The organism is Aequitasia blattaphilus (genome assembly GCF_024721305.1).
Classification (GTDB): domain Bacteria; phylum Bacillota; class Clostridia; order Lachnospirales; family Lachnospiraceae; genus Aequitasia; species Aequitasia blattaphila.
In genome coordinates, this window is record NZ_JAMXOD010000014.1 from 1 (window position 1) to 20,668 (window position 20,668).

The 20,668-nt window shown below is 39.4% G+C and carries 15 protein-coding genes and 1 tRNA gene; 15 read left to right on the forward strand and 1 reads right to left on the reverse strand.

Translation table 11 applies throughout. The features are described from left to right. The first annotated feature begins 78 nt into the window (after positions 1-78). From NHH15_RS10160 to NHH15_RS10190, 8 genes are all read left to right on the forward strand, one after another. Positions 79-164, forward strand: a tRNA-Leu gene (locus NHH15_RS10160). Between the two features lie 451 nt (positions 165-615). Next, on the forward strand, positions 616-735 hold the full coding sequence (locus tag NHH15_RS15875; protein WP_416386579.1) for a M57 family metalloprotease: 120 nt from the start codon (positions 616-618) through the stop codon (positions 733-735). Between the two features lie 159 nt (positions 736-894). Beyond that, a complete protein-coding gene (locus NHH15_RS10165) occupies positions 895-1,605 on the forward strand; it encodes a YczE/YyaS/YitT family protein (protein WP_262066562.1) in 711 nt (236 codons plus the stop codon). Positions 1,606-1,691: 86 nt separating this feature from the next. Further along, positions 1,692-2,318, forward strand: a complete 627-nt coding sequence (locus NHH15_RS10170; RefSeq protein WP_262066563.1) for a sugar O-acetyltransferase — start codon at positions 1,692-1,694, stop codon at positions 2,316-2,318. An 89-nt stretch (positions 2,319-2,407) separates the two neighbouring features. After that, entirely contained in the window at positions 2,408-4,885 is a 2,478-nt protein-coding gene (locus NHH15_RS10175) for an ATP-binding protein (RefSeq protein ID WP_262066564.1), read from the forward strand. Then, positions 4,885-6,225, forward strand: a complete 1,341-nt coding sequence (locus tag NHH15_RS10180) for an esterase/lipase family protein (protein ID WP_262066565.1) — start codon at positions 4,885-4,887, stop codon at positions 6,223-6,225. Before NHH15_RS10175 ends, NHH15_RS10180 begins: the two co-directional genes overlap by 1 nt. Positions 6,226-6,254: 29 nt before the next feature. Next, positions 6,255-8,039 (forward strand): ABC-F family ATP-binding cassette domain-containing protein, encoded by a 1,785-nt coding sequence (locus NHH15_RS10185; RefSeq protein WP_262066566.1) that lies wholly within the window; start codon positions 6,255-6,257, stop codon positions 8,037-8,039. Positions 8,040-8,061: 22 nt separating this feature from the next. After that, entirely contained in the window at positions 8,062-8,946 is an 885-nt protein-coding gene (locus NHH15_RS10190; RefSeq protein WP_262066567.1) for a DMT family transporter, read from the forward strand. A 2-nt stretch (positions 8,947-8,948) separates the two neighbouring features. On the opposite strand, the gene NHH15_RS10195 is transcribed toward NHH15_RS10190, so the two are convergent. After that, entirely contained in the window at positions 8,949-10,241 is a 1,293-nt protein-coding gene (locus NHH15_RS10195) for an LCP family protein (RefSeq protein ID WP_262066568.1), read from the reverse strand. A 169-nt stretch (positions 10,242-10,410) separates the two neighbouring features. Here NHH15_RS10195 and NHH15_RS10200 point away from each other — a divergent pair, with 169 nt between their 5' ends. From NHH15_RS10200 to NHH15_RS10230, 7 genes are all read left to right on the forward strand, one after another. Then, positions 10,411-13,299 carry a glycoside hydrolase family 3 N-terminal domain-containing protein gene (locus tag NHH15_RS10200; protein WP_262066569.1) on the forward strand — a complete coding sequence of 963 codons (2,889 nt, stop codon included), beginning with the start codon at positions 10,411-10,413 and terminating at the stop codon, positions 13,297-13,299. After that, positions 13,274-15,694, forward strand: a complete 2,421-nt coding sequence (locus NHH15_RS10205; protein WP_262066570.1) for a glycoside hydrolase family 3 C-terminal domain-containing protein — start codon at positions 13,274-13,276, stop codon at positions 15,692-15,694. Before NHH15_RS10200 ends, NHH15_RS10205 begins: the two co-directional genes overlap by 26 nt. 13 nt (positions 15,695-15,707) lie before the next feature. Next, entirely contained in the window at positions 15,708-16,292 is a 585-nt protein-coding gene (locus tag NHH15_RS10210; protein ID WP_262066571.1) for a hypothetical protein, read from the forward strand. Positions 16,293-16,380: 88 nt separating this feature from the next. Further along, entirely contained in the window at positions 16,381-17,094 is a 714-nt protein-coding gene (locus NHH15_RS10215) for a LytR/AlgR family response regulator transcription factor (RefSeq protein WP_262066572.1), read from the forward strand. Next, positions 17,094-18,410 carry a sensor histidine kinase gene (locus NHH15_RS10220; RefSeq protein ID WP_262066573.1) on the forward strand — a complete coding sequence of 439 codons (1,317 nt, stop codon included), beginning with the start codon at positions 17,094-17,096 and terminating at the stop codon, positions 18,408-18,410. The genes NHH15_RS10215 and NHH15_RS10220 overlap by 1 nt, the downstream gene beginning before the upstream one ends. 150 nt (positions 18,411-18,560) lie before the next feature. Further along, complete coding sequence (locus NHH15_RS10225; RefSeq protein WP_262066574.1) at positions 18,561-19,247, forward strand: FadR/GntR family transcriptional regulator; 687 nt, start codon at positions 18,561-18,563, stop codon at positions 19,245-19,247. Positions 19,248-19,413: 166 nt separating this feature from the next. Continuing rightward, positions 19,414-20,661: an enolase C-terminal domain-like protein gene (locus tag NHH15_RS10230; protein ID WP_262066575.1), complete on the forward strand. Its 1,248-nt coding sequence runs from the start codon at positions 19,414-19,416 to the stop codon at positions 20,659-20,661. Positions 20,662-20,668 lie beyond the last annotated feature (7 nt).

A 20,668-nucleotide genomic window follows, 5' to 3' on the forward strand; every position in this document is an offset into this window, starting at 1 on the left:
AGAGCACCTGCCTTACAAGCAGGGGGTCATAGGTTCGAGCCCTATTGGTCCCATTTACAACTTTTAAAGTTGTAAAATGCCGCAGTGGCGGAACTGGCAGACGCCCAGGACTTAAAATCCTGTGGGATTAACTTCCCGTACCGGTTCGATTCCGGTCTGCGGCATTGGTTGAAAATGATGAGAAACCTTGATTTATAGGACGTCTCGTCATTTTTTTTGCAGAAAAATATTGAACACCTTTGAACACTCTTGATTACACTAAGTATTTTTTATACCAAGCCCCAAATTATTAAAGGCAAGTGTATCATTTTCGTCCCTTGATACATTTCTCAGATAGTACATTTTCCGTTATATGTTCGATAATACCATTGTGTTTCTTCTGCTCTTGTCATACCTTTTGCTTCTGTTAATGGAGTAGAAGCATATGTGTCCAGAGGAGTGATTAAAACTATGGAAAGTGAGAGGAAATAAAAACATAATACGATGCAGAGTATGGTATCATGTAAATAGTGATGGAAGATTAAATTATACAACTTCCCAGTATACATCGTATATTACCGGTAGCGTTAATAAATGGAATTCGTACAAACCAGGTGTTATTAGGAAAAATACTGTATTAAACTTGAGGATTGCTCACGTTCACAAATTCAAAGAGTTATAACGCACGAATTGAGACATGCTCTAGGTTTAAGGCATAATGAAAAATCATACGACATGTCATATAGTAGATATTGATAGGAGAGCTTATAAAAAATATTTTTGTTATTTATATGTTGTTTCTTTTTAGTGTTGATGTGCAGATAATTGATGACAGAAAAAGATTTGTTTCGGATGGTGGTACATACATACGTTATCTTTGAAGTTTTACAAAGAAGAATTTAAGGAGTATACGGAATGAAACAATACGGTATTCGAATCTTAAAGGTGTTAATCGGATTATTTCTTTATGCACTGGGAATTTATTTTACAGTTCAGGCTAATATTGGGCTGGCACCGTGGGATGCGTTTTCCCAGGGCTTGACGAATATTACTGGTATTCCATTCGGAACGATGATTATCTTGTCAGGAGTAGGAATCTTGATTCTTGTGTTGCTGCTCAAGGAAAAAATTGGGATGGGAACGATTCTGAATACGTTGTTGATTGGCCTGTTCGTTAACTTTTTGAATTGGCTGGATATGGTGCCGAAAAGCAACAACTTTATGGTAGGGATACTGATGCTGCTGTTGGGACAGGTATTCATTTGTTTGGGAAGCTATTTTTACATCAGCCCCGGGTTAGGGTGTGGGCCAAGAGATTCACTTATGACAGCACTGGGCAAGCGGATGCCGAAGGTTCCAATTGGTGCTGTACGTACGGGCTTAGAAGGAGTTGTACTGATCTGGGGATGGCTTCTGGGAGCGAAAGTTGGTCTGGGTACAGTCGTTTCTGTGTTTGGGATTGGATTTATTCTGCAGGGAGTATTCCGCCTATTGAAATTTGATGTGACAGCTACAGAACATGAAAGCTTGATTGTGACAGGAAATGCAATTTTGACCGCACTTCAAAGACGAGCACAAGATTCAAAAAAAACAGACGCTCAAGTAAATTCAGATGAAGAAATTTGAAACTATTTATGGACTACTCTGGACTATCAAGTATTATAAGAGTTGGAGGTTTTATCAGATAATAGCATGATGGAGGAAAGTGATATATGAACAATATTGAAAGAAGAGATTTGGGACTGGCTTATCTATCGGATGAGGCAGTAATGGAAGAACAGAAAGTATGCAGAAGAATTTTACAGAAGTTAAATACTGTGGATCGCTCTGACTTTGAGTTGATTGAAAAGACTGTAAAGGAGCTGCTTGGAAAGTCAGAAGGAGCATTTATTAATCCCCCCTTCTTCTGTGATTATGGAAAACATATAGAAGTTGGAAAGAATTTTTTTGCCAATTATAACTGTACAATTATAGATGTGGCAAAGGTGAAAATTGGTGATAATTGTCAGTTCGCTCCCAATGTATCAATCTACACAGCGGGACACCCAATACATCCGGACTCCAGAAATTCCTTCTATGAATACGGTGATAAAGTGACAATTGGTGATAATGTGTGGATTGGTGGAAATACTGTAATTCTTCCAGGAGTGACAATCGGAAGTAACATTGTAATTGGAGCCGGAAGTGTGGTATCGAAGGATGTTCCAGAATGGGTAGTTGCAGTTGGAAATCCGTGTCGTGTTATCAAGGAGATTACTGAGGCAGACAGAAAGTACTATTACAAAGATAGAGAATTTGATGAAGAAGTATGGGAGATTATTAAGCCATGTAGAGAGTAAAAGATGTATCAGCACTATTTTTCCCCTTACAAATAGACAAAATATGGTACAATGAAGTATACCATTTAAAGATTGGGGAGGAGTTATTTATGAGTGTACGAGAGAGAGGGAAGACGGAAGTGCCTCTGCAGGTCTCGGACGAGATAGAAGAATTTTTTCGTAAAGTAGATATTCAAGTTATGATATCAGATTTAGATACAGATGTTATTTTATATGCCAACGATAAAATGAACGAAGCTTACGGTGTGGATTATAATCCGAAAGGAATGCGTTGTTGGGAGGTTTATCAGACAGGTCAAGAAGGCAGATGCACCGATTGCCCACTGAATATGATACGCCAGGATGAAGGTGAGACGATTGAGTGGGAGCGAATGAACCCTGCAAAAGATCGTTGGTTTCGAAACACAAGTAGTTTGGTAAGTATAGGTGATGGGCGATTTGTGCATTTTGAGCAAGGAACAGATATTACCGATACAAAGAATGCAAACCGTGCTCAGCAAGAGTCAGAAGCTTATGCACAGTTGATGTTGGATTCAACACCATTAATATGCTCGATTTGGGATGAAAGCGGCAATATGATTGATTGCAATATGGCGGCATTAGACTATTTTGAGATTGAAGATAAGTCCACTTATATTAATTGTTTTCAGGAGCTGAATCCGGAATTTCAGCCAAATGGAATCCCTACTGAGGAATTGGCACAAACCTATATAAAAAATACCCTTCAAACGGGATATCAATGTTTTTTCTGGCAGTATCAAACACGAAACGGTGAGGAACTTCCAGTGGAAACCACGTTAATCCGCGTGCCTTGGCATGGGGAATATCGTATTCTTGCGTATTCTCAGGATTTGCGACAAATAAAAAAGGCAGAAGCTACCGTGGAAAAGTATAACAACTTACTTCGATTAGCGAATGATGTTGCAGCAGAGTTGTTAGCCGCTTCTGTTGAGAATTTTGACAGCTTAATTGTACAACAGCTTGAAGCACTGGGTGAAGCTTTGGGAGCAGATCGAGTCTGTATCTGGAAAAATGTAATGCGAGAGGAGACTCTGTATTATCATCATCTTTTCTGGTGGGGGAAGATGAGTGAGAATCATAAAAGAAACGTATCTCTAGGTAAGGAATTAGCATATGATTCCTTGCCAGCCATTAAGATCCCCCTATATTCGAATCAACCAGTGAATCATTTAGTGCGGGAAATGCCGCCGGTAGAACGAGAATTTTTCGCGAACAAAGGAATCAAGGCATCCCTTATGCTGCCGCTGGTAATCCAAGAGAAATTTTGGGGATTTATTAGCTTTGAAAATTGTTTAGACGAGACGCCTGCTACCGATGTTGAAATCTCTGTATTGAGATCGAGTGCGAATATGCTTGTTTCAGCCATTATTCAAAATGAAACGAACAAAATGCTGGCAATAGCAACGAAAGACGCTTTGGCAAACGTTCGTGCAAAAGATGAGTTTATGGCACGGATGAGTCATGAGCTTCGTACGCCGATGAATGCGGTTATCAACATGACAGAGGTTGCCAGGCAGGAAGATGATTTGGATAAGATAAAAGATGCACTGGCTATGGCATCTGATTCTGCAAAGCAACTATTGACTATGCTCAATGATATATTAGACATGTCTAATATCGATATGGATGAACTTACAGTTAAGAATCAACCTTATGGTATTTGGAAAATGGTAGATGATATTGTCTCTACATTTAGCTTGAGGGCTGAAAAAAAGCATCAAAATTTCCAGCATACATTGAAGTGTGAGCCAGGACGTATAGTCGTTGGTGACCGAGAGAAGACGGTCAAAATCCTTTCGAATCTCCTTTCCAATGCAATTAAATTCACTCCTGAGCAAGGAGAGATTAAGCTTCTTGTATCCGAGGATATTTTAGAGGAAAATTGTGGAGTTCTGATGATAGAAGTCGTTGATAATGGGGTTGGGATGGATGAAAACTTTGTCTCCCATGCATTTGATTTATTTGAGCAAGAGGATGGCGGCAGATCCCGGGCACATGCTGGAATTGGGCTTGGTCTTGCAATTACGAAGAATCTTATTGACTTAATGGGTGGTACAATTACCGTAGAAAGCAAGTTGGGAGAAGGGAGCCGTTTTTTCGTGAAGCTTCCCTTTACCTATGAAGCAAACCGTCCAAAGGATACACTAAAGTGGCCAGACAAGAAAGTGTTACTCGTTGAAGATATGCCAGTGAATCAGATGGTAGCTATGGCTCTAATGAAGAAAACTGACGTTACAATAGATTGTGCAGAAAACGGTCAAGAGGCATTGGAAATGTTCAAAAGTGCCCCTGAGCGGTATGATATGATTTTAATGGATTTACAAATGCCTGTTATGGACGGTGTAGAAACAGCCCGACGTATTCGTGCTTCCGGTTTGCCAAGAGCAAAAGAGATTCCTATTTATGCGGTAACGGCCAACGCCTACAAAGAAGATATTGAAGTTTGCAGGCAGGCAGAAATGAATGGACATATTTCCAAGCCAATTGATGGGGAGGCTTTGTATCAGGCCATGGAAGAAGCTTTTAAGAAAACAGGTAAAAGGTAATGAGAAAAATATTAACAACATCTTTTTTAGTAGTAGTATGCAATTTTATTCTTTGGAATCATTTATTACAGCCTAAAAAAAGCGTACTAATAGTATGCTTGATTTTTGGTGTCTTGGTTTATTTCGCTTTCAGCATTTTACCGGAGCGATTTAGTGAGAGAAATCTAAAGTATATGACCCTACGTATGAAGGCACTGTATGGAGGATGTGAGCTATTAACTGTTTTTGGTTATGGCTTTATGCTAGAAGTAGTATTATACGTTATTTTATTCTTTGTAGGAAAAATATCTTGGAAAGTGCTAGTCGGAAATTTTTTGGTCTTCTTAGTTCTATTTCTGTTTTTGGAAATACAAGGAGTGATACGCTTACTCCTCTTGTCAAAACAGATAAAGATTGGACGCAAGCTCATTCTCATGCTCTTTTGGTGGATTCCCCTCTTTAACATCTACTTTATTCGTAAAATAACCAGAGTCGCCAGGGTGGAATGTGAGGTAGAATCTCACATTGCACAAATGGATGCAGCACGGGTGGAAAATCATATTTGTCAAACGAAATATCCGATTTTAATGGTACATGGTGTATTCTTCCGGGACTGGCAGTTTTTTAATTATTGGGGAAGGATTCCGAAAGAGCTGGTTAAAAATGGAGCGCATGTGTATTACGGTAAGCAAGAAAGCGCCTTAGCGATAGAGGAAAGTGGGAAGGAACTCAGTATTCAAATCGATCAAATATTAGCAGAGACAGGTGCAGAAAAGCTGAATATTATTGCTCATTCCAAGGGAGGTCTCGACTCTCGTTATGCAATCAGTCAGTTGAAAATGTATCCCAAAGTGGCATCTCTAACAACGATAAACACACCTCACTTAGGCTGTAAATGGGCAGATATTTTGCTTAAAAAATTACCCCCAGGGATTGTGAATCAGGTAGCCAAAACCTACAATCGCATGTTTAAGAGATTAGGAGATTCCCATCCTGATTTTATGGGTGCAGTTTGTGATTTGACGGAAGCGAGGATGGTATCCTTTAATCAAGAGGTTGAGAATCAGCCAGAAGTACTTTACCAAAGTGTCATGTCTAAGATGAACAGTCCTAAAAGTGCAGGATTTCCCCTTAACCTGACCTATCGAATCATTAACAGACTTCAAAAAGAAGAGAATGACGGACTGGTTCCGATTACTTCTGGAAAATGGGGGGATTATCTGGGAGATGTGTCGGTGAGAGGACGACGAGGGATTTCACACGGGGATATGATTGATTTGTTCAGAGAGAACATTGACGGATTTGAGGTAAGAAACTTCTATGTTGATTTGATAAAAGATTTGAAAAATAAGGGATACTAGGGATAGATGAAAGGAAGTTATAGCAAGATATGAATATTTGTACGGTTGAACAAGTGAGCAAAAGCTTTGGTGACAAAAAGATACTAGATGACGTTTCATTGGGAGTCCAGGAAGGAGATAAAATAGGTCTGATTGGGCTTAACGGATCAGGGAAAACAACGATTCTGCGTTTGCTGGCGGGAGTAGAAAGCTGTGATGAAGGGCAGATTATTAAGCAGAATAATAAAACCCTGGCATATTTGTCACAGGATCCAGAGATGCCAAAGAATCTCAGTGTTTTAGATTACGTACTTGGAGATGAAAAGGAAGAAGACTGGGCAGTAGCAAGTGAAGCAAAGAGTATTTTAAACCGATTGGGAATTACGAATCATGATGAGATGATACAGACTCTTTCAGGCGGACAGAGGAAACGTGTGGCTTTGGCAAAGACCTTGCTGCATCCGACAGACATCCTGATTCTGGATGAGCCTACGAATCATATTGATAATGAGATGGCTGTGTGGTTGGAGGAATATTTGCAGGGATTTAAAGGGACGCTGATAATGGTGACCCACGATCGGTATTTTCTGGAACGGGTATCAAACCGTATCATCGAAATTGATCAGGCTAAGCTATACTCCTATCCAGGGAATTATGAAGAATTTTTGCTCCGTAAGTCTGAAAGAGAAGAGATAGCCAGGGCAACAGAGAGAAAAAGACAAAGCACTCTTCGTGTAGAAAATGCATGGGCAGCTCGGGGTGCCAGGGCAAGAAGCACCAAGCAAAAAGCAAGGCTGATGCGGTTAGAAGAGCTAAAGGAGAGTTCTGGACCAAAGGAAAAAAGTGAGCTTAGCTTAGACTCTATAGGCCAGCGGATGGGAAAGAAAACGATTGCCTGCAATCATATAGTGAAAAGCTATGGAGAAAAACATCTGATTAAGGAGTTTGACTACATTTTCCTGAAAAATAGTCGAATTGGAATTATTGGGAAAAACGGTTGTGGAAAATCCACCTTGGTTAAGATTATAGCTGGAATTGAAGCCCCCGACTCTGGGAAAATGGAAATTGGAGAGACAATTAAAATCGGTTACTTTTCCCAAAATCAAGAAGAGTTAAAGGGAAGTATACGAGTCATTGAGAGTATCCGTGAAATTGGAGAGTTTATTGAAACCAAAGATGGTACCATTAGTGCATCACAAATGCTGACCCGTTTCCTGTTTGATGACGATCAGCAATATGCACCAGTGGATAAGCTTTCTGGGGGGGAGAAGAAGCGGTTGGCACTCTTAATGGTTTTGATGGAGGCGCCAAATGTCTTAATTTTAGATGAGATAACCAATGACTTAGATATACCGACTTTAATTATACTGGAGGAATTCTTAGAAACATTTTCAGGAATTGTAATTACAGTATCCCATGATCGCTATTTTCTGGATAATGTGGTTGAACGCATCCTTGCCTTTGAAGAGGGCGGGGAAATCGTGGAGTATATGGGAGACTATAGTGACTATGTAGAAAGTCAAAAAAAGACAGCAATTCATCAACCTGCTCCAAAAGTCGAAATCCAAAGGATAAAAAACGGAAAGCAAAAAGCGCCTCAAAAGCTTAAATTCACTTTTGCGGAGCAGCGTGAATACGATAGAATCGATGAAGATGTGGCGGAGCTTGAAAAAAATATTTTAGAAGTGTCCAATCAAATAGAAGAGTTCGCTTATGATTATACCGAGCTTGCTAAGCTTAGTTCTCGTAAATCTGAGTTGGAAGAGCAGCTAGAAGAGAAGATGGAACGCTGGGTATACTTAAATGACCTGGCTGAACGGATTGAGAACCAATAGGACTTGAAAGGAAATAGGTTACATGAAAAAACTGGAAAAATACCCCATTATTATGATTATTATTGGGCTCATAGGCATTGCATCGTCCTCAATATTAGTGAAGTTCTCCAATGCACCAGCGGTAATTATTGCGGTCTATCGCCTGAGTTGGACGGTTGTATTAATGACTCCATTTGTTCTGGGCAGTAAGGAGCTTCGGAGGGAGTTGAAAAAACTGCAGCCCCGGCTTATTCTTCTGTGTACAGCAAGTGGTGCATTTTTGGCCATTCATTTCATTTGTTGGTTTGAGTCCTTGAAGCAGACTTCTGTAGCAAGCTCGACAGCCATTGTTAGTACAGAAGTTATATGGGTTGCCCTTGGTTACACATTATTCATGAAGGGAAAGATGAAAGGAAGTGCAATTCTTTGTATTGCTGTTACGATATTTGGAAGCTTGTTGATTGCTTTTTCAGATTTTTCGAAAGGTGGAAGCCATTTATACGGTGATTTTTTGGCACTGGCAGCAGCTATTTTAGTTGGAGCATATACTCTACTCGGTCGGGAAGCAAGGAAAACAATGACAACTGCAGCGTATACGTATTTGGTTTATTTAGCTTGTGCCATTGTTTTAATTGTGCTTGCCTTATTGGGAGGATTTCCCCTGATTGGTTATGGAGTAGATACTATTATGCTGACTCTTGGGCTGGCAGTCTTTGCTACACTGCTGGGGCACTCTATGTTTAATTATTGCCTGAAATTTTTTTCGCCGGCATTTGTGTCAGCTTCGAAATTGTGTCAGCCTATTATTGTAGCAATTCTGGCCTATCCTCTTTTTGGGGAAATACCGACATTTATGCAAATCGTGGGAGGCATTATAACTCTTGCAGGGGTTCTCTTTTACTCACTAATAGAGATGAAACAAGAATAATTCTACAAAACTTCTTTGGTGGAATTAATCAGCTGAGTAATCCCTGTTACGGAGTCAGGATCAGGGATTACAACAGATAAAGGTTGATCTGGTGCTGAAAAGCAGTATTCTGTAGAACCGTAACCAGTGGCAGAAACAGAGTCTGTATTCCATTGGAAGGCACCATCTAAGTAAGATCTTATAAATCCCTGTACTTGACTACGGCTCATATTTATTTCTGTATTTTGACCAATGGTATTTAAAATCTGGTTCGCCCCTAGAATTACCCGGGGAGAGAGTACTCTTTTGAAAATACCATTGATGACTAATTGCTGATTTTTGCCCCTCTGATTATCTCCATCCTCAAAAGCCTGTCTTTCTCGTGAAAAGGCAAGAGCTTCAATTCCATCTAAATGATTTTTTCCTTCTATAATATCCACTATGGCACCAGAATCCTCACCAGTGGTAAAGCTTAGCTCTGATTCCACAGTAATTCCTCCAAGGGCATCCACGATATCAATGAGAGAAGAAAAATTAAGGCGGGTATAAAACTCAACAGGTTCATCATAAAGCTGTGATAAGGCAGCCATGGAAGCTTCCACTCCATAGTTTCCAGCATGAGTCAGCTTATCGTATTGACCTCCTGAGATACCGGGTAAATCAACATAGTAATCTCTGGGAGTATTGACTAAAAGCATATGATGTGAATTAGGATTCATGACCATCAGCATGTTTACGTCACTACGACTGGAAGCAGATATTTCACCATAGGTATCGATTCCGCTAATGTACATGGTATAGCTTTCGCTTGCGACATTGATGTCGGGAGCAATATTATCTTTTGTAATATCCCCGATTACCATGAAAAACTTTATGGCGTAGAAAGCTCCAACTAAGTACAGGCAAGCTAAAAGAAGGCTAAAGGCTTTTAAGCCTCCCTTTCTTCGGTATTTCCGACAGCTGACATGGACATACACTGGGTAAAGAATAATGATCAGAATAAGAGGTATTAAGAACTTATAGGGGATAATATTTAAAATAAGTAAGGCAATAATAAACAGCCCACTGGCAATGGTTAGGATTTTTGAAATCAACATTTTACCTCTTGGTTTTGATTGGTGATTCGGTTTCGGACTCGATTTTCTGACAGGCGCCCTTTTAACAGGTGTTAGGTCGGCAGGCTGGAAATGTTCTCGGGGGAGTTCAGCCAGTGCATCATCAAGATCAAACTCTGTTTCAAGGGTTGAATCCTTGGTCTCATCAGGTAAATGATTGAGGGCATCCTCAAGGGAGTTTAAGTCATTTGTATTTTGCATTTTAAATTTTCCTTATAATAAAATTAGTTTTAGTAATTTATGTATTATAGCAGATTGCACTCCAGTTGTGTCAAAAAAATGACCGGTTATGCAAAAGAGAATCACATTCTATTTTGATGTGATATTTTAGAATAAATAAAATAATGATTCAACAGGGAGGAAGAGAAAAATGTTAGCAATTAACATGGAAGACGTTTTAAAAGTTGTAAAAACTTGTATACCTTACCTCATCGGTTTTGGTATCGTATTAGTACTGGCACTCATTGTAATAATTGTGTGTAGAAAAGTGGCAGTAGTAAAGAGAAAAGCAATTAGATCAAGTGCAGGAATTGCTATTCTGTTAGCATTTGTAACGACAGTGAATTTAATATGCTTTGGTCCAATGTCAAGTTTGATTTCTTTGTCAACGGGTAATGGAACGATTACACAGGAAGCATCCGACGAGGCGACAGCATTAGGTGAAGAAATTGGAAATGAGGGAATTGTTTTACTGAAGAATGAAAACAAGAATTTACCTCTTGCAGATTCTGCCGCACTTAATGTATTTGGATGGGCATCCACAAATCCTTGCTATGGTGGTACCGGATCAGGATCCTTATCAGATGCTTATGAAACAACATCTCTGCTGGATGGATTAAAAGAAGCAGGCATTGAAACCAATCAAGAATTAAGTGATTTTTATGTGGATTACAGAGCGGACCGCCCGGAAGTAGGTATGTGGGCACAGGATTGGACATTGCCAGAACCACCGCAAGACCAATATTCTGATGAACTGATTGAAAATGCAAAAGGCTTTTCAGAAGATGCAATGGTTGTAATCACACGTGTAGGTGGAGAGGGCGCAGACTTACCGACAGATTTAAGTCAAGTGACTTTTGAAAGTAACTCATCGGACTACGAAGATTTTCCAGAAGGCAGTCACTTTCTTGAACTGACACAAAGTGAAAAGGATATGATTGAACTTGTTTGTGCAAATTTTGATAATGTAACTCTTGTTTACAATGGTGCAAACGCAATGGAGCTAGGCTTTGTAGATGAATATGAACAAATTAAAAGTGCAATCTGGTGTCCAGGTGCAGGACAATCCGGATTTAGAGCTCTTGGAAATATTTTAAGTGGGGAAGTAAATCCTTCTGGAAAGACAAGTGATATCTTTGTAAAGGATTTATTTAATACACCAACAAGCAATAACTTTGGTCATTTCGCCTATGACAATATGGAAGAATTCAAGGTAACAAACAAGGATTTTGTAACGCAGGAGGAATACGACGTATATCCAAACTTCATTAATTATGTGGAAGGTATTTACGTGGGATACCGTTTCTACGAGACAGCATCAGATGAAGGATTTATTAATTATGATGACCATGTACAGTATCCTTTTGGATACGGGCTGTCCTATACAACTTTTGAGCAGGAAATGAGTGAAATCACTGTAAGTGGAGATGAATTAAGCTTTGATGTAACGGTAAAAAATACTGGAGATGTTTCCGGAAAAGATGTTGTGGAAGTGTACAGTAATCCTCCTTATACAAATGGGGGAATTGAAAAATCTACAGCGAACCTGGTTGCATTTGAAAAGACAAATGAGTTAGAACCAGGAGATTCAGAAACCATCAGCATTACCATTAATAAAGAGGATTTAGCTTCTTATGATAGTGAAGATGCAAAAGCATACGTATTGGAAGAGGGAGATTATAAGATATCTGTAAGAGGAGATTCCCATAGGATCTTAGATGAGAAGACAGTTTCAGAAAAAGAGACAATTGTTTATGATGAGGACAATAAGCGATCTACCGATGAAGTAGTAGCAACAAATGCATTTGATCACGTGGCAGGAGATGTTACTTACTTATCAAGAGCAGATAAGTTTGCAAATTATGAGGAAGCAACGGCAGCGCCAGAAAGCTTTTCAATAACAGAGGAGGCAAAAGCAACCTTTATCAATAATGCAAACTACAATCCGGAAGATTACAACAATGAAGAAGACGCAATGCCCACAACAGGAGCAGGAAATGATATCACATTGGCTGAATTACGTGGTGCAGATTATGAGGATGAGAGATGGGAAACTCTTCTGGACAACCTTACGATTAAAGAAATGGATACCATGATTGCAATTGCAGGATATCAAACCTCGGCAGCAGATAGCGTTGGAAAGGTTGGAACAATTGATTGTGATGGTCCAGCATCTATTAACAACAACTTTACCGGAACCGGTTCGATTGGATTTCCATCTGCAGTTATGATTGCAAGCACGTGGAATAAAGAAATTGCAGAACGATTTGGAGAAAGTATTGGAACAATGGCAGATGATATGGGAGTTTCAGGCTGGTATGCTCCAGCGATGAATACACATCGCAGCGCTTTTGCAGGACGTAATTTTGAGTACTACTCTGAAGATGGCGTATTAGCCGGTGAGATAGCAGCAAAAGCTGTTCAAGGTGCAAAGAGTAAAGGGGTTTATGCTTATCTGAAGCATTATGCTCTTAATGATCAGGAAACAGACCGTAACAATATGCTTGTAACATGGGCAAATGAGCAGTCTATTCGCGAAATTTATCTAAAACCTTTTGAAGAAGCAGTTAAAAAAGGTGAAGCACAAGCGATCATGTCAGCATTTAATTATATTGGTACAGAATGGGCAGGAGGCTCTGATGCACTCTTAAACCAGACGCTTCGTAATGAATGGGGATTCAAAGGTTTTGTTTTAACAGACTACTTTGGTGTCTATGGATACATGAATGCAGATCAGGGAATCCGTAATGGAAATGATGCAATGTTGGTTGCTTACGACACAGAAACGAACCATGTAAAGGATACGAAGAGTGCAACCTCTGTAAATGCAATGAGACAGTCTTGTAAAAATATTATGTATACGGTTGTAAATAGTAGAGCATATGAAGATGGGAATCTAAGCACTGGATTAATGAGCTGGCAGATAGCCGCTATTGTAATTGATGTGATTCTTGGTGCCCTCATGATTTTGTTGGCAGTTTTAACCGTGAAAAAATATAAGGGAAGAGCAAATAATGAAGCAAAAAGAGATAATCAATAAGCTTACAAATGAAGAAAAGGCGGCGATGCTGAGCGGGAAAACAGTTTGGCAGACCAGAGAAATTGATCGACTTGATATACCTTCGATTTTTTGTGCAGACGGCCCTCACGGTATTCGGAAGCAGGCAGGAGAAGGAGACCATTTAGGATTAAATGCGTCTCTTCCTGCAACCTGCTTTCCAACAGCAGCGACAATTGCCAATAGCTGGAATGATAAGCTAGGTGAAGAAATCGGAAAAGCCCTCGGAGAAGAAGCGGCCTCTCAAGGTGTAAATGTTTTGTTAGGACCAGGACTGAACATAAAGAGAAGTCCTTTATGCGGACGTAATTTTGAGTATTTTTCTGAAGACCCTTATTTATCGGGAAAAATGGCGGCAGCGTATATCAAAGGAATTCAGGGGCAGGGAGTATGTGCCTGCCCGAAGCATTTCGCTGTAAATTCTCAAGAAGAGAGACGTATGGCGATGAATGCGGTTATTGACGAGCGTACATTGAGGGAAATCTATCTCACCGGATTTGAGATAGCGGTGGAAGAAGGAAAAGCCGGTGCATTGATGACCAGCTATAATCAGGTGAATGGCCAGTATGCCAATGAAAACAAACATTTATTACAGGACATTCTACGTGATGAATGGGGATTTGAAGGCATGGTAATCACTGATTGGGGTGGAAGCAACGACCACGTAGAAGGCGTAAAGGTTCGCTCCAATCTTGAGATGCCAGCACCTGGATTGGATAGCGCGAGACAACTGCTGAAAGCTCTTGAAGAGGGAAGGTTAAGTCAGAAAGAGCTGGATCAGTGTACTGAAGACCTCTTAAATGGAATTCTCAAATGGTCCAATACAAATACAGGACAGGGGTTTGACCAAGAGGCACACCATAAATTAGCACAAAAGGCAGCGGCAGAGAGTATCGTACTTCTCAAAAACCAGGAAGATATATTGCCCCTTAGAAGTAAAGCCAGAGTCGCCTTGATAGGAGATTTTGCAATAGAGCCAAGATATCAGGGAGCCGGCTCTTCTATGGTTAATCCGACACGACTTGAGACAATGGAAGAAGTGATAAAGGATTCAGAGTTGACAATTTTAGGATGTGTGAAAGGCTATGAACGTTCAGGCAAAGCCGATGCAGCAATGAGAAAAGCAGCCATTGATTTAGCAGAAAAGGCAGATGTGGTTCTATTTTGCTTTGGTTTGGATGAGTTAAGTGAGTCAGAAGGAATTGATCGCAGCCACATGCGTATCCCGCAAAATCAAATCGAGTTATTGGAAGATTTGGGAAAGGTGAACCCCAATATTGTAGGAGTCTTAAGTGCAGGTTCTGCAATCGAGATGCCTTGGCAGCATTGTCTCAAAGGTATTCTTCATACTTACCTGGGAGGACAAGCTGGGGCAAGGGCCGTACTTGATATTGTAACGGGGAAAGAAAATCCTTCCGGGAGGCTTGCGGAGAGTTATCCGATTCACTATGAAGACACGCCTGGTTTTTGCTATTTCCCGGCTCATCAAAGGGATTCTCAGTACAGAGAAAGCCTCTTTGTAGGTTACCGCTATTATGACAGTGCAAAAGTGCGGGTATTGTATCCATTCGGATATGGATTATCCTATTCATCCTTTGAATATACCGATTTAAAGATAACAGAGCAAGGTGTCAGTTGTGTGGTAAAGAACACCAGCCAGATAGATGGTGCAGAAGTAGTGCAGCTCTATATTGGAAAGGATAGTGAAAAGGTATTTCGACCAGAAAAGGAACTGAAGGGGTATCAAAAGGTATTTATTAAAGCAGGGGAGAGCCAGGAAGTTCAAATTCTGTTTGATGATAAAAGTTTCCGATACTGGAATGTGAAGACAAATCGTTGGGAAATTGAAGCTGGAGAGTATCACATTTATATTGGCGCCAGTTCCATGGATATCAAGCTGACAGGAGAACTGGTACAGACGGGTACCGGTGCAGAAGCTCCTTATATAAAAGAGGAAATGGAGCATTATTTTTCGGCGATTGTAAATGAAGTATCGGATGAAGAATATAAAGCATTGTTAGGAAAAGATATTCCAAATGGAAAATGGGAAGGAAAAATTGGATCCAATGATGCCATATGTCAGCTTTATTACGCAAAGAGTGGGATTGCAAGATTCATTTACAAACGATTGACCGCTATGAAGAATAAAAGTATGGAAAAAGGAAAGCCAGACTTAAATATTTTATTTATTTACAATATGCCGCTGCGTGCAATCGCAAAGATGACTGGTGGAGCGGTTAGCTCAGATATGGTGAATGGTATGGTTACGGTAGTAAATGGTCACTTTTTTAAAGGAATAAAGAGGATTATTGGAGGCTTTTTTACGAATCGAAGAGGGAATAAGCGTTATGAAGACACACTAAGTACAAAGAAATAAAGGAGTTGCAAAGATGGAAAAAGTAAAAGGACTATGGAGTGATTATAAGGAAAAACATCCTACGATAGCGCAGTTTCTTGTTTTCTTTATTGTTTCAAACGGAGTAACAGTTTTACAACTTATTTTAATGCCGCTATTCAAATATATATTTGGTATGACATCCTTGGTTCATACAGCTTTTCAGGTTTTTCCGGTAGGAAGTAATTTGAATGGTTCACAATACTTCGTTTTTGATTATGCTGCAGGTGCATTAGGAAGTGGAGGAGGCGGAGGTTTGGCCTATTTTCTGGCCGTACAAATCACGCTTCTAATCGCACAGATTATTAATTTCTTTCTACAAAGAAATGTTACCTTTAAGTCTAATAGCAGTATTTTAAAAGCGGCGATGTGGTATTTTATCGCATATATTATCATATCCGTTGGTGCAGCAGCATTACAGGGGATTTACAAAGCCCCTATCTATAATCTGCTAATGAATACCTGGGGATGGGGGAAAACAGGTGAAACAGTTGCAGACGTTGTAACAATGATTATAAATAGTGCAATTTCCTTCTGGGTATTTTTCCCGATATTTAAAGTAATATTTAAAGAAAAATAAAAGAGGGGACAGGAGGCTGGTGGAAACAGTCTCCTGTTTCTGTGTTATAATATCTTTGTAGATTTTAATTTTATCACAAGGGGTAAATATGATTAGAGTAGCAATTGTTGAGGATGAAAAAGAATATAGAGACTTAATTTGCAGTTATCTGAAAAGGTATGAGGAAGAGCAGAATCAATTTTTTAAGATTACGGTATTTAAGGATGGATTAGACATTGCCGAAGAGTATAAGCCGGAATATGAAATTATCTTTTTAGATATTCAAATGAAACATTTAAATGGAATGGAGGCCGCTGAGCGAATTAGAGAATTTGATGAAGAAGTACAGATTGTCTTTATTACTTCTACGGTCCAATACGCAGTTCAAGGCTATCAAGTCAATGCCCTTGGATATATTGTGAAGCCTTTGGCTTATCCCGCCTTTTCCCGTACAATGGATAAAGTTGTTAAGATTTGTGAAAAGCATAGGGAAGAAGCTTATCTAACCGTTAAAGTTGAAGGTGGTACAAGGAGGATCAGTATTCGGGACATTCTTTATGTGGAGAGTCAACGGCATTTTCTTTCGATTGCTACGGCACAAGAAGAGCTGGTTGTTCGGGGATCCCTTAAAGTAATAGAAGAAGAGCTCAAGGAGAAGGGGTTTGTACGTTGCCACAATGCCTTTTTAGTAAATTTGTTTCATGTTTTGGAAGTGCAGCAGAATACGGTTTTGCTGACGGGAGAAAGAGAAGTATCATTGAGCCGTGGGAAAAGGAAGGCATTTCTTCTGGCCTTAGCAGATTATATTGGAGGAGACAATTAATGGATGTACAGGAACTGATGAATACCCCCAGATTATATACCGCAATAGCGGAATGGGCAGCCTGTGTAGTATATATATTAATGCTTCGTAGGAGGTACCAAGGAGTAAAGGGAGCTTTGGCTTTACTTTTACCTCTTCCGATTTTTATTTGCTATCATCAAATTGCAGGCAAATTACCTTTGTATACGTGGATTCCTTGTATGATAGGAGCAATTGCTCTAATGCTAGGGTTTCTTTTTTTGAATTGCAATTTATGGTTAAATGATATTGCTTATTGTGGAATAAGAGCCTTTGTGCTGGCAGAATTTACGGCATCAATCTATTGGCAGCTTTATGTATGGTGGCTTCTGTACACAAAGAGTACAATGAAAACATGGCAAATTGTATTTATGTTTCTTGCCTATTTAGTTATATTTTCAGTTTACTATCTTATGGAAAAAAATCATATAACCAATGAAGGTATACTGGGGGCAAATGGAAGAGAATTGTTTGCGTCAGGGGTAACAGCTCTTGGTGTCTTTGTGATGAGTAATCTTAGCTTTATTATGCCGGACACACCATTTTCCAGTGCCACAAGCTCTATTCTGTATATCCGTACCCTGGTTGACTTTGGAGGATTGGTTATGCTTTATAGTCAACAGGAAAGAAGAGAAGAATCCCGGCTAAAGAATGAAAATGATTCAATGAATACAGTTCTTCAACGGCAGTATGATCAATATCGGATTGCCCTTGAAAATACAGAAATCCTGCGACGAGAGTTCCATGATCTAAAGCATTATATTGCTGCAATTTCCGCAGAGACAGATGCGGAAAAAAGGAATCTATATCTGGAAGAAATGCGAGAAGCAATTGCAACGCAGGAGGCATTTATTAATACAGGAAACAGGGTGCTTGATGTGGTGCTGACAACAAAAAGTATGTACTGTGCACAAAAAGGAATCGTTTTTCAATGTATGACCGATGGGAAGCTTTTGGATTTTATGCATGTAAAGGATATTTGTTCAATCTTTGGAAATGCGATTGATAATGCGATTGAATCGGTTTCTCAGATAGAGGATAAGGAAAAACACATTGTATCTTTAAAAGTGAGTCGTCAAAGGCAATTCCTTTTGATTCAATGTGAAAATTCTACGGAAAAACCAATTCAATTGGGAAATGAGCTGCCGGAAACAACGAAGAAAGAGGGTGCCATGCATGGGTATGGGTTAAAAAGTATCAAGGCATCAGCAGAGAAATATGGAGGAGCTATGACTTTAAATGCGGATAAGGACTGGTTTACTTTACGCATTTTGATTCCTCTTCGACAAATTAAATGAAGCGAAAAAGCAGTTGATGAGAAAACCCATGAGGCAAAAGCAAAGGAAGATAATTTGAGCAAATTGACACTCCCCTTGAAATATTTGACAAAACCTTAGAATAATCTATAATATCATTATAGCTTGTCAGACGAGATTGGAGAAGAAATAATGATTATTACACATTCAGATATAACAGGACAAATTGTCCAATATTTTAAAAAGAACATAGAGGCTGGTGAATGGAAAGTTGGAGAGAAGATACCATCCGAAAATCAATTAACCCAAAAGCTTGGAGTAAGCAGAGCCAGCGTGCGAACTGCTATTCAGCAAATGGTTGGAATTGGTGTCTTAGAGAGTGTGCATGGAAAAGGCACATTTCTGATTGATGACCAGGTAGATGGTGAGAGTGGAGAAAATAGAATCACTGCAGAAGACTGTAAAGATATTGAGAAGGTCTTAGAGTTTCGACGAATTGTGGAAAGTGAAGCTTGTTATATGGCAACAAAGAATCAAACCCCAGAATTAATCGAAGCACTGAGATCTCATCTTGACTATATGATTAAGAATAAAGGAGAAAAAGAGCAGTTTGTATTAGCGGATATTTCCTTCCATCAGACAATATGCCAAGCTTCAAATAATCTCTTACTTTATAAAAGTATGAATAAAATTTTTGAAGAGAACCGTAAAAATCATCAGCAGATGAATGATATATTTGGATATAGAGATGGAATTTACTATCATACAATTATCTTAAATGCAATTCAGGAAGGTGATGCAGACAAAGCACGAGAATGTATGTTTGAGCATATGCAAAATGGTATTCAACGTTTGCAAGCAGATTTACCAAAAAATTAAAGTGAAATATATCACTATTCACGAAAAAAGGATGAATGCTTGACTTTGACATGGGTCAAGCATATAATCAAAAATAACTTGTCGGACAAGAATGAGAATAAGATATGTAGATTTGTTTTTTTTAAGAAAACTTGTCAGACGAGTAACAAGTATAGGAGGAAAATGAATGGCAGTAAAAATTAAAGATATTCGTGTAATCTGTACTGCACCAGAGGGAATTAATTTAATCACCGTTAAAGTGGACACAAATCAGCCAGGATTATATGGACTGGGATGTGCAACCTTTGCCTATCGTCATCTTACGGTAAAAAATTTAGTAGAAGAATATCTTCGGCCACTACTAATGGGCAGGAATGTTGAGGATATTGAAGAATTGTGGCAGTTGATGCATCAGAATGGATATTGGAGAAATGGACCCGTTGAAAACAATGCAATATCTGGGATTGATATGGCTTTATGGGATATCAAAGGAAAGATGGCAGGGATGCCAGTGTACCAATTGTTTGGTGGAAAGGTAAGAAAAGGAATCCCCGTATATCGCCATGTAGATGGTCAAGATATTGAGGAGATTTGTGAAAACATACATAAATTTCAAGAAATGGGAATTACGCATTTAAGATGCCAAAACGGTGGATATGGTGGAGAGCATTATGGTATTACTCCTGATACAGCGCCATCAGGTGCTTATAAAGGGATATATTTAGACAGTAGAAAGTATATAAGAAATACAGTAAAATTATTTGAACAGATTCGTAATCGTATTGGTTATGATATGGAATTGATTCATGATGTACATGAAAGAATTGCACCAATAGAGGCGATAAAATTAGCAAAAGAATTGGAAGCGTTTGATTTGTTTTTTTTAGAGGATTCAGTTTCTTTAGAAAATATAGATTGGTTAAGAAAATTAAGACAGCATTCCAGTATTCCGATTGCACAAGGTGAGTTGTTTAATAATCGAGCAGAATGGAAAACGCTAATTGCAGAGCAGTTGATAGATTTTATTCGTGTTCATATTAGTCAAATTGGCGGAATTACACCGGCGCGAAAGCTTCAAATATTTGCAGAGCAATTCGGCGTGCGTACAGCGTGGCATGGGCCAGGTGATATGTCTCCAATTGCCCACGCGGCCAATATTCATATTGATTTAGCAGCACCTAATTTTGGAGTACAGGAGTGGTCAGGAATTGAGCCTCCCAATCATGTGATTCAAGATTTGGAAGGACCAAGGGGAGCTTTGCTTGAGGTATTTCCAGGTCTTCCGGAATTTGAAGAAGGTTATGTCTATCCGAATGACAGACCAGGACTAGGAGTCGACTTAAACGAGGAGGAAGCAGCAAAATATCCTTGTAAAAATACAGTGACTACGTGGACACAAACGAGACTACGAGACGGCTCGTTACAAACACCATAGAGGAGAA

What these genes read in the sequence shown, in the direction of transcription:
- NHH15_RS10165 (WP_262066562.1), top strand. Translation starts at nt 895, where the DNA reads ATGAAACAATACGGTATTCGAATCTTAAAGGTGTTAATCGGATTATTT.
- NHH15_RS10170 (WP_262066563.1), top strand. Translation starts at nt 1,692, where the DNA reads ATGAACAATATTGAAAGAAGAGATTTGGGACTGGCTTATCTATCGGAT.
- NHH15_RS10175 (WP_262066564.1), top strand. Translation starts at nt 2,408, where the DNA reads ATGAGTGTACGAGAGAGAGGGAAGACGGAAGTGCCTCTGCAGGTCTCG.
- NHH15_RS10180 (WP_262066565.1), top strand. Translation starts at nt 4,885, where the DNA reads ATGAGAAAAATATTAACAACATCTTTTTTAGTAGTAGTATGCAATTTT.
- NHH15_RS10185 (WP_262066566.1), top strand. Translation starts at nt 6,255, where the DNA reads ATGAATATTTGTACGGTTGAACAAGTGAGCAAAAGCTTTGGTGACAAA.
- NHH15_RS10190 (WP_262066567.1), top strand. Translation starts at nt 8,062, where the DNA reads ATGAAAAAACTGGAAAAATACCCCATTATTATGATTATTATTGGGCTC.
- NHH15_RS10195 (WP_262066568.1), bottom strand. Translation starts at nt 10,241, where the DNA reads ATGCAAAATACAAATGACTTAAACTCCCTTGAGGATGCCCTCAATCAT.
- NHH15_RS10200 (WP_262066569.1), top strand. Translation starts at nt 10,411, where the DNA reads ATGTTAGCAATTAACATGGAAGACGTTTTAAAAGTTGTAAAAACTTGT.
- NHH15_RS10205 (WP_262066570.1), top strand. Translation starts at nt 13,274, where the DNA reads ATGAAGCAAAAAGAGATAATCAATAAGCTTACAAATGAAGAAAAGGCG.
- NHH15_RS10210 (WP_262066571.1), top strand. Translation starts at nt 15,708, where the DNA reads ATGGAAAAAGTAAAAGGACTATGGAGTGATTATAAGGAAAAACATCCT.
- NHH15_RS10215 (WP_262066572.1), top strand. Translation starts at nt 16,381, where the DNA reads ATGATTAGAGTAGCAATTGTTGAGGATGAAAAAGAATATAGAGACTTA.
- NHH15_RS10220 (WP_262066573.1), top strand. Translation starts at nt 17,094, where the DNA reads ATGGATGTACAGGAACTGATGAATACCCCCAGATTATATACCGCAATA.
- NHH15_RS10225 (WP_262066574.1), top strand. Translation starts at nt 18,561, where the DNA reads ATGATTATTACACATTCAGATATAACAGGACAAATTGTCCAATATTTT.
- NHH15_RS10230 (WP_262066575.1), top strand. Translation starts at nt 19,414, where the DNA reads ATGGCAGTAAAAATTAAAGATATTCGTGTAATCTGTACTGCACCAGAG.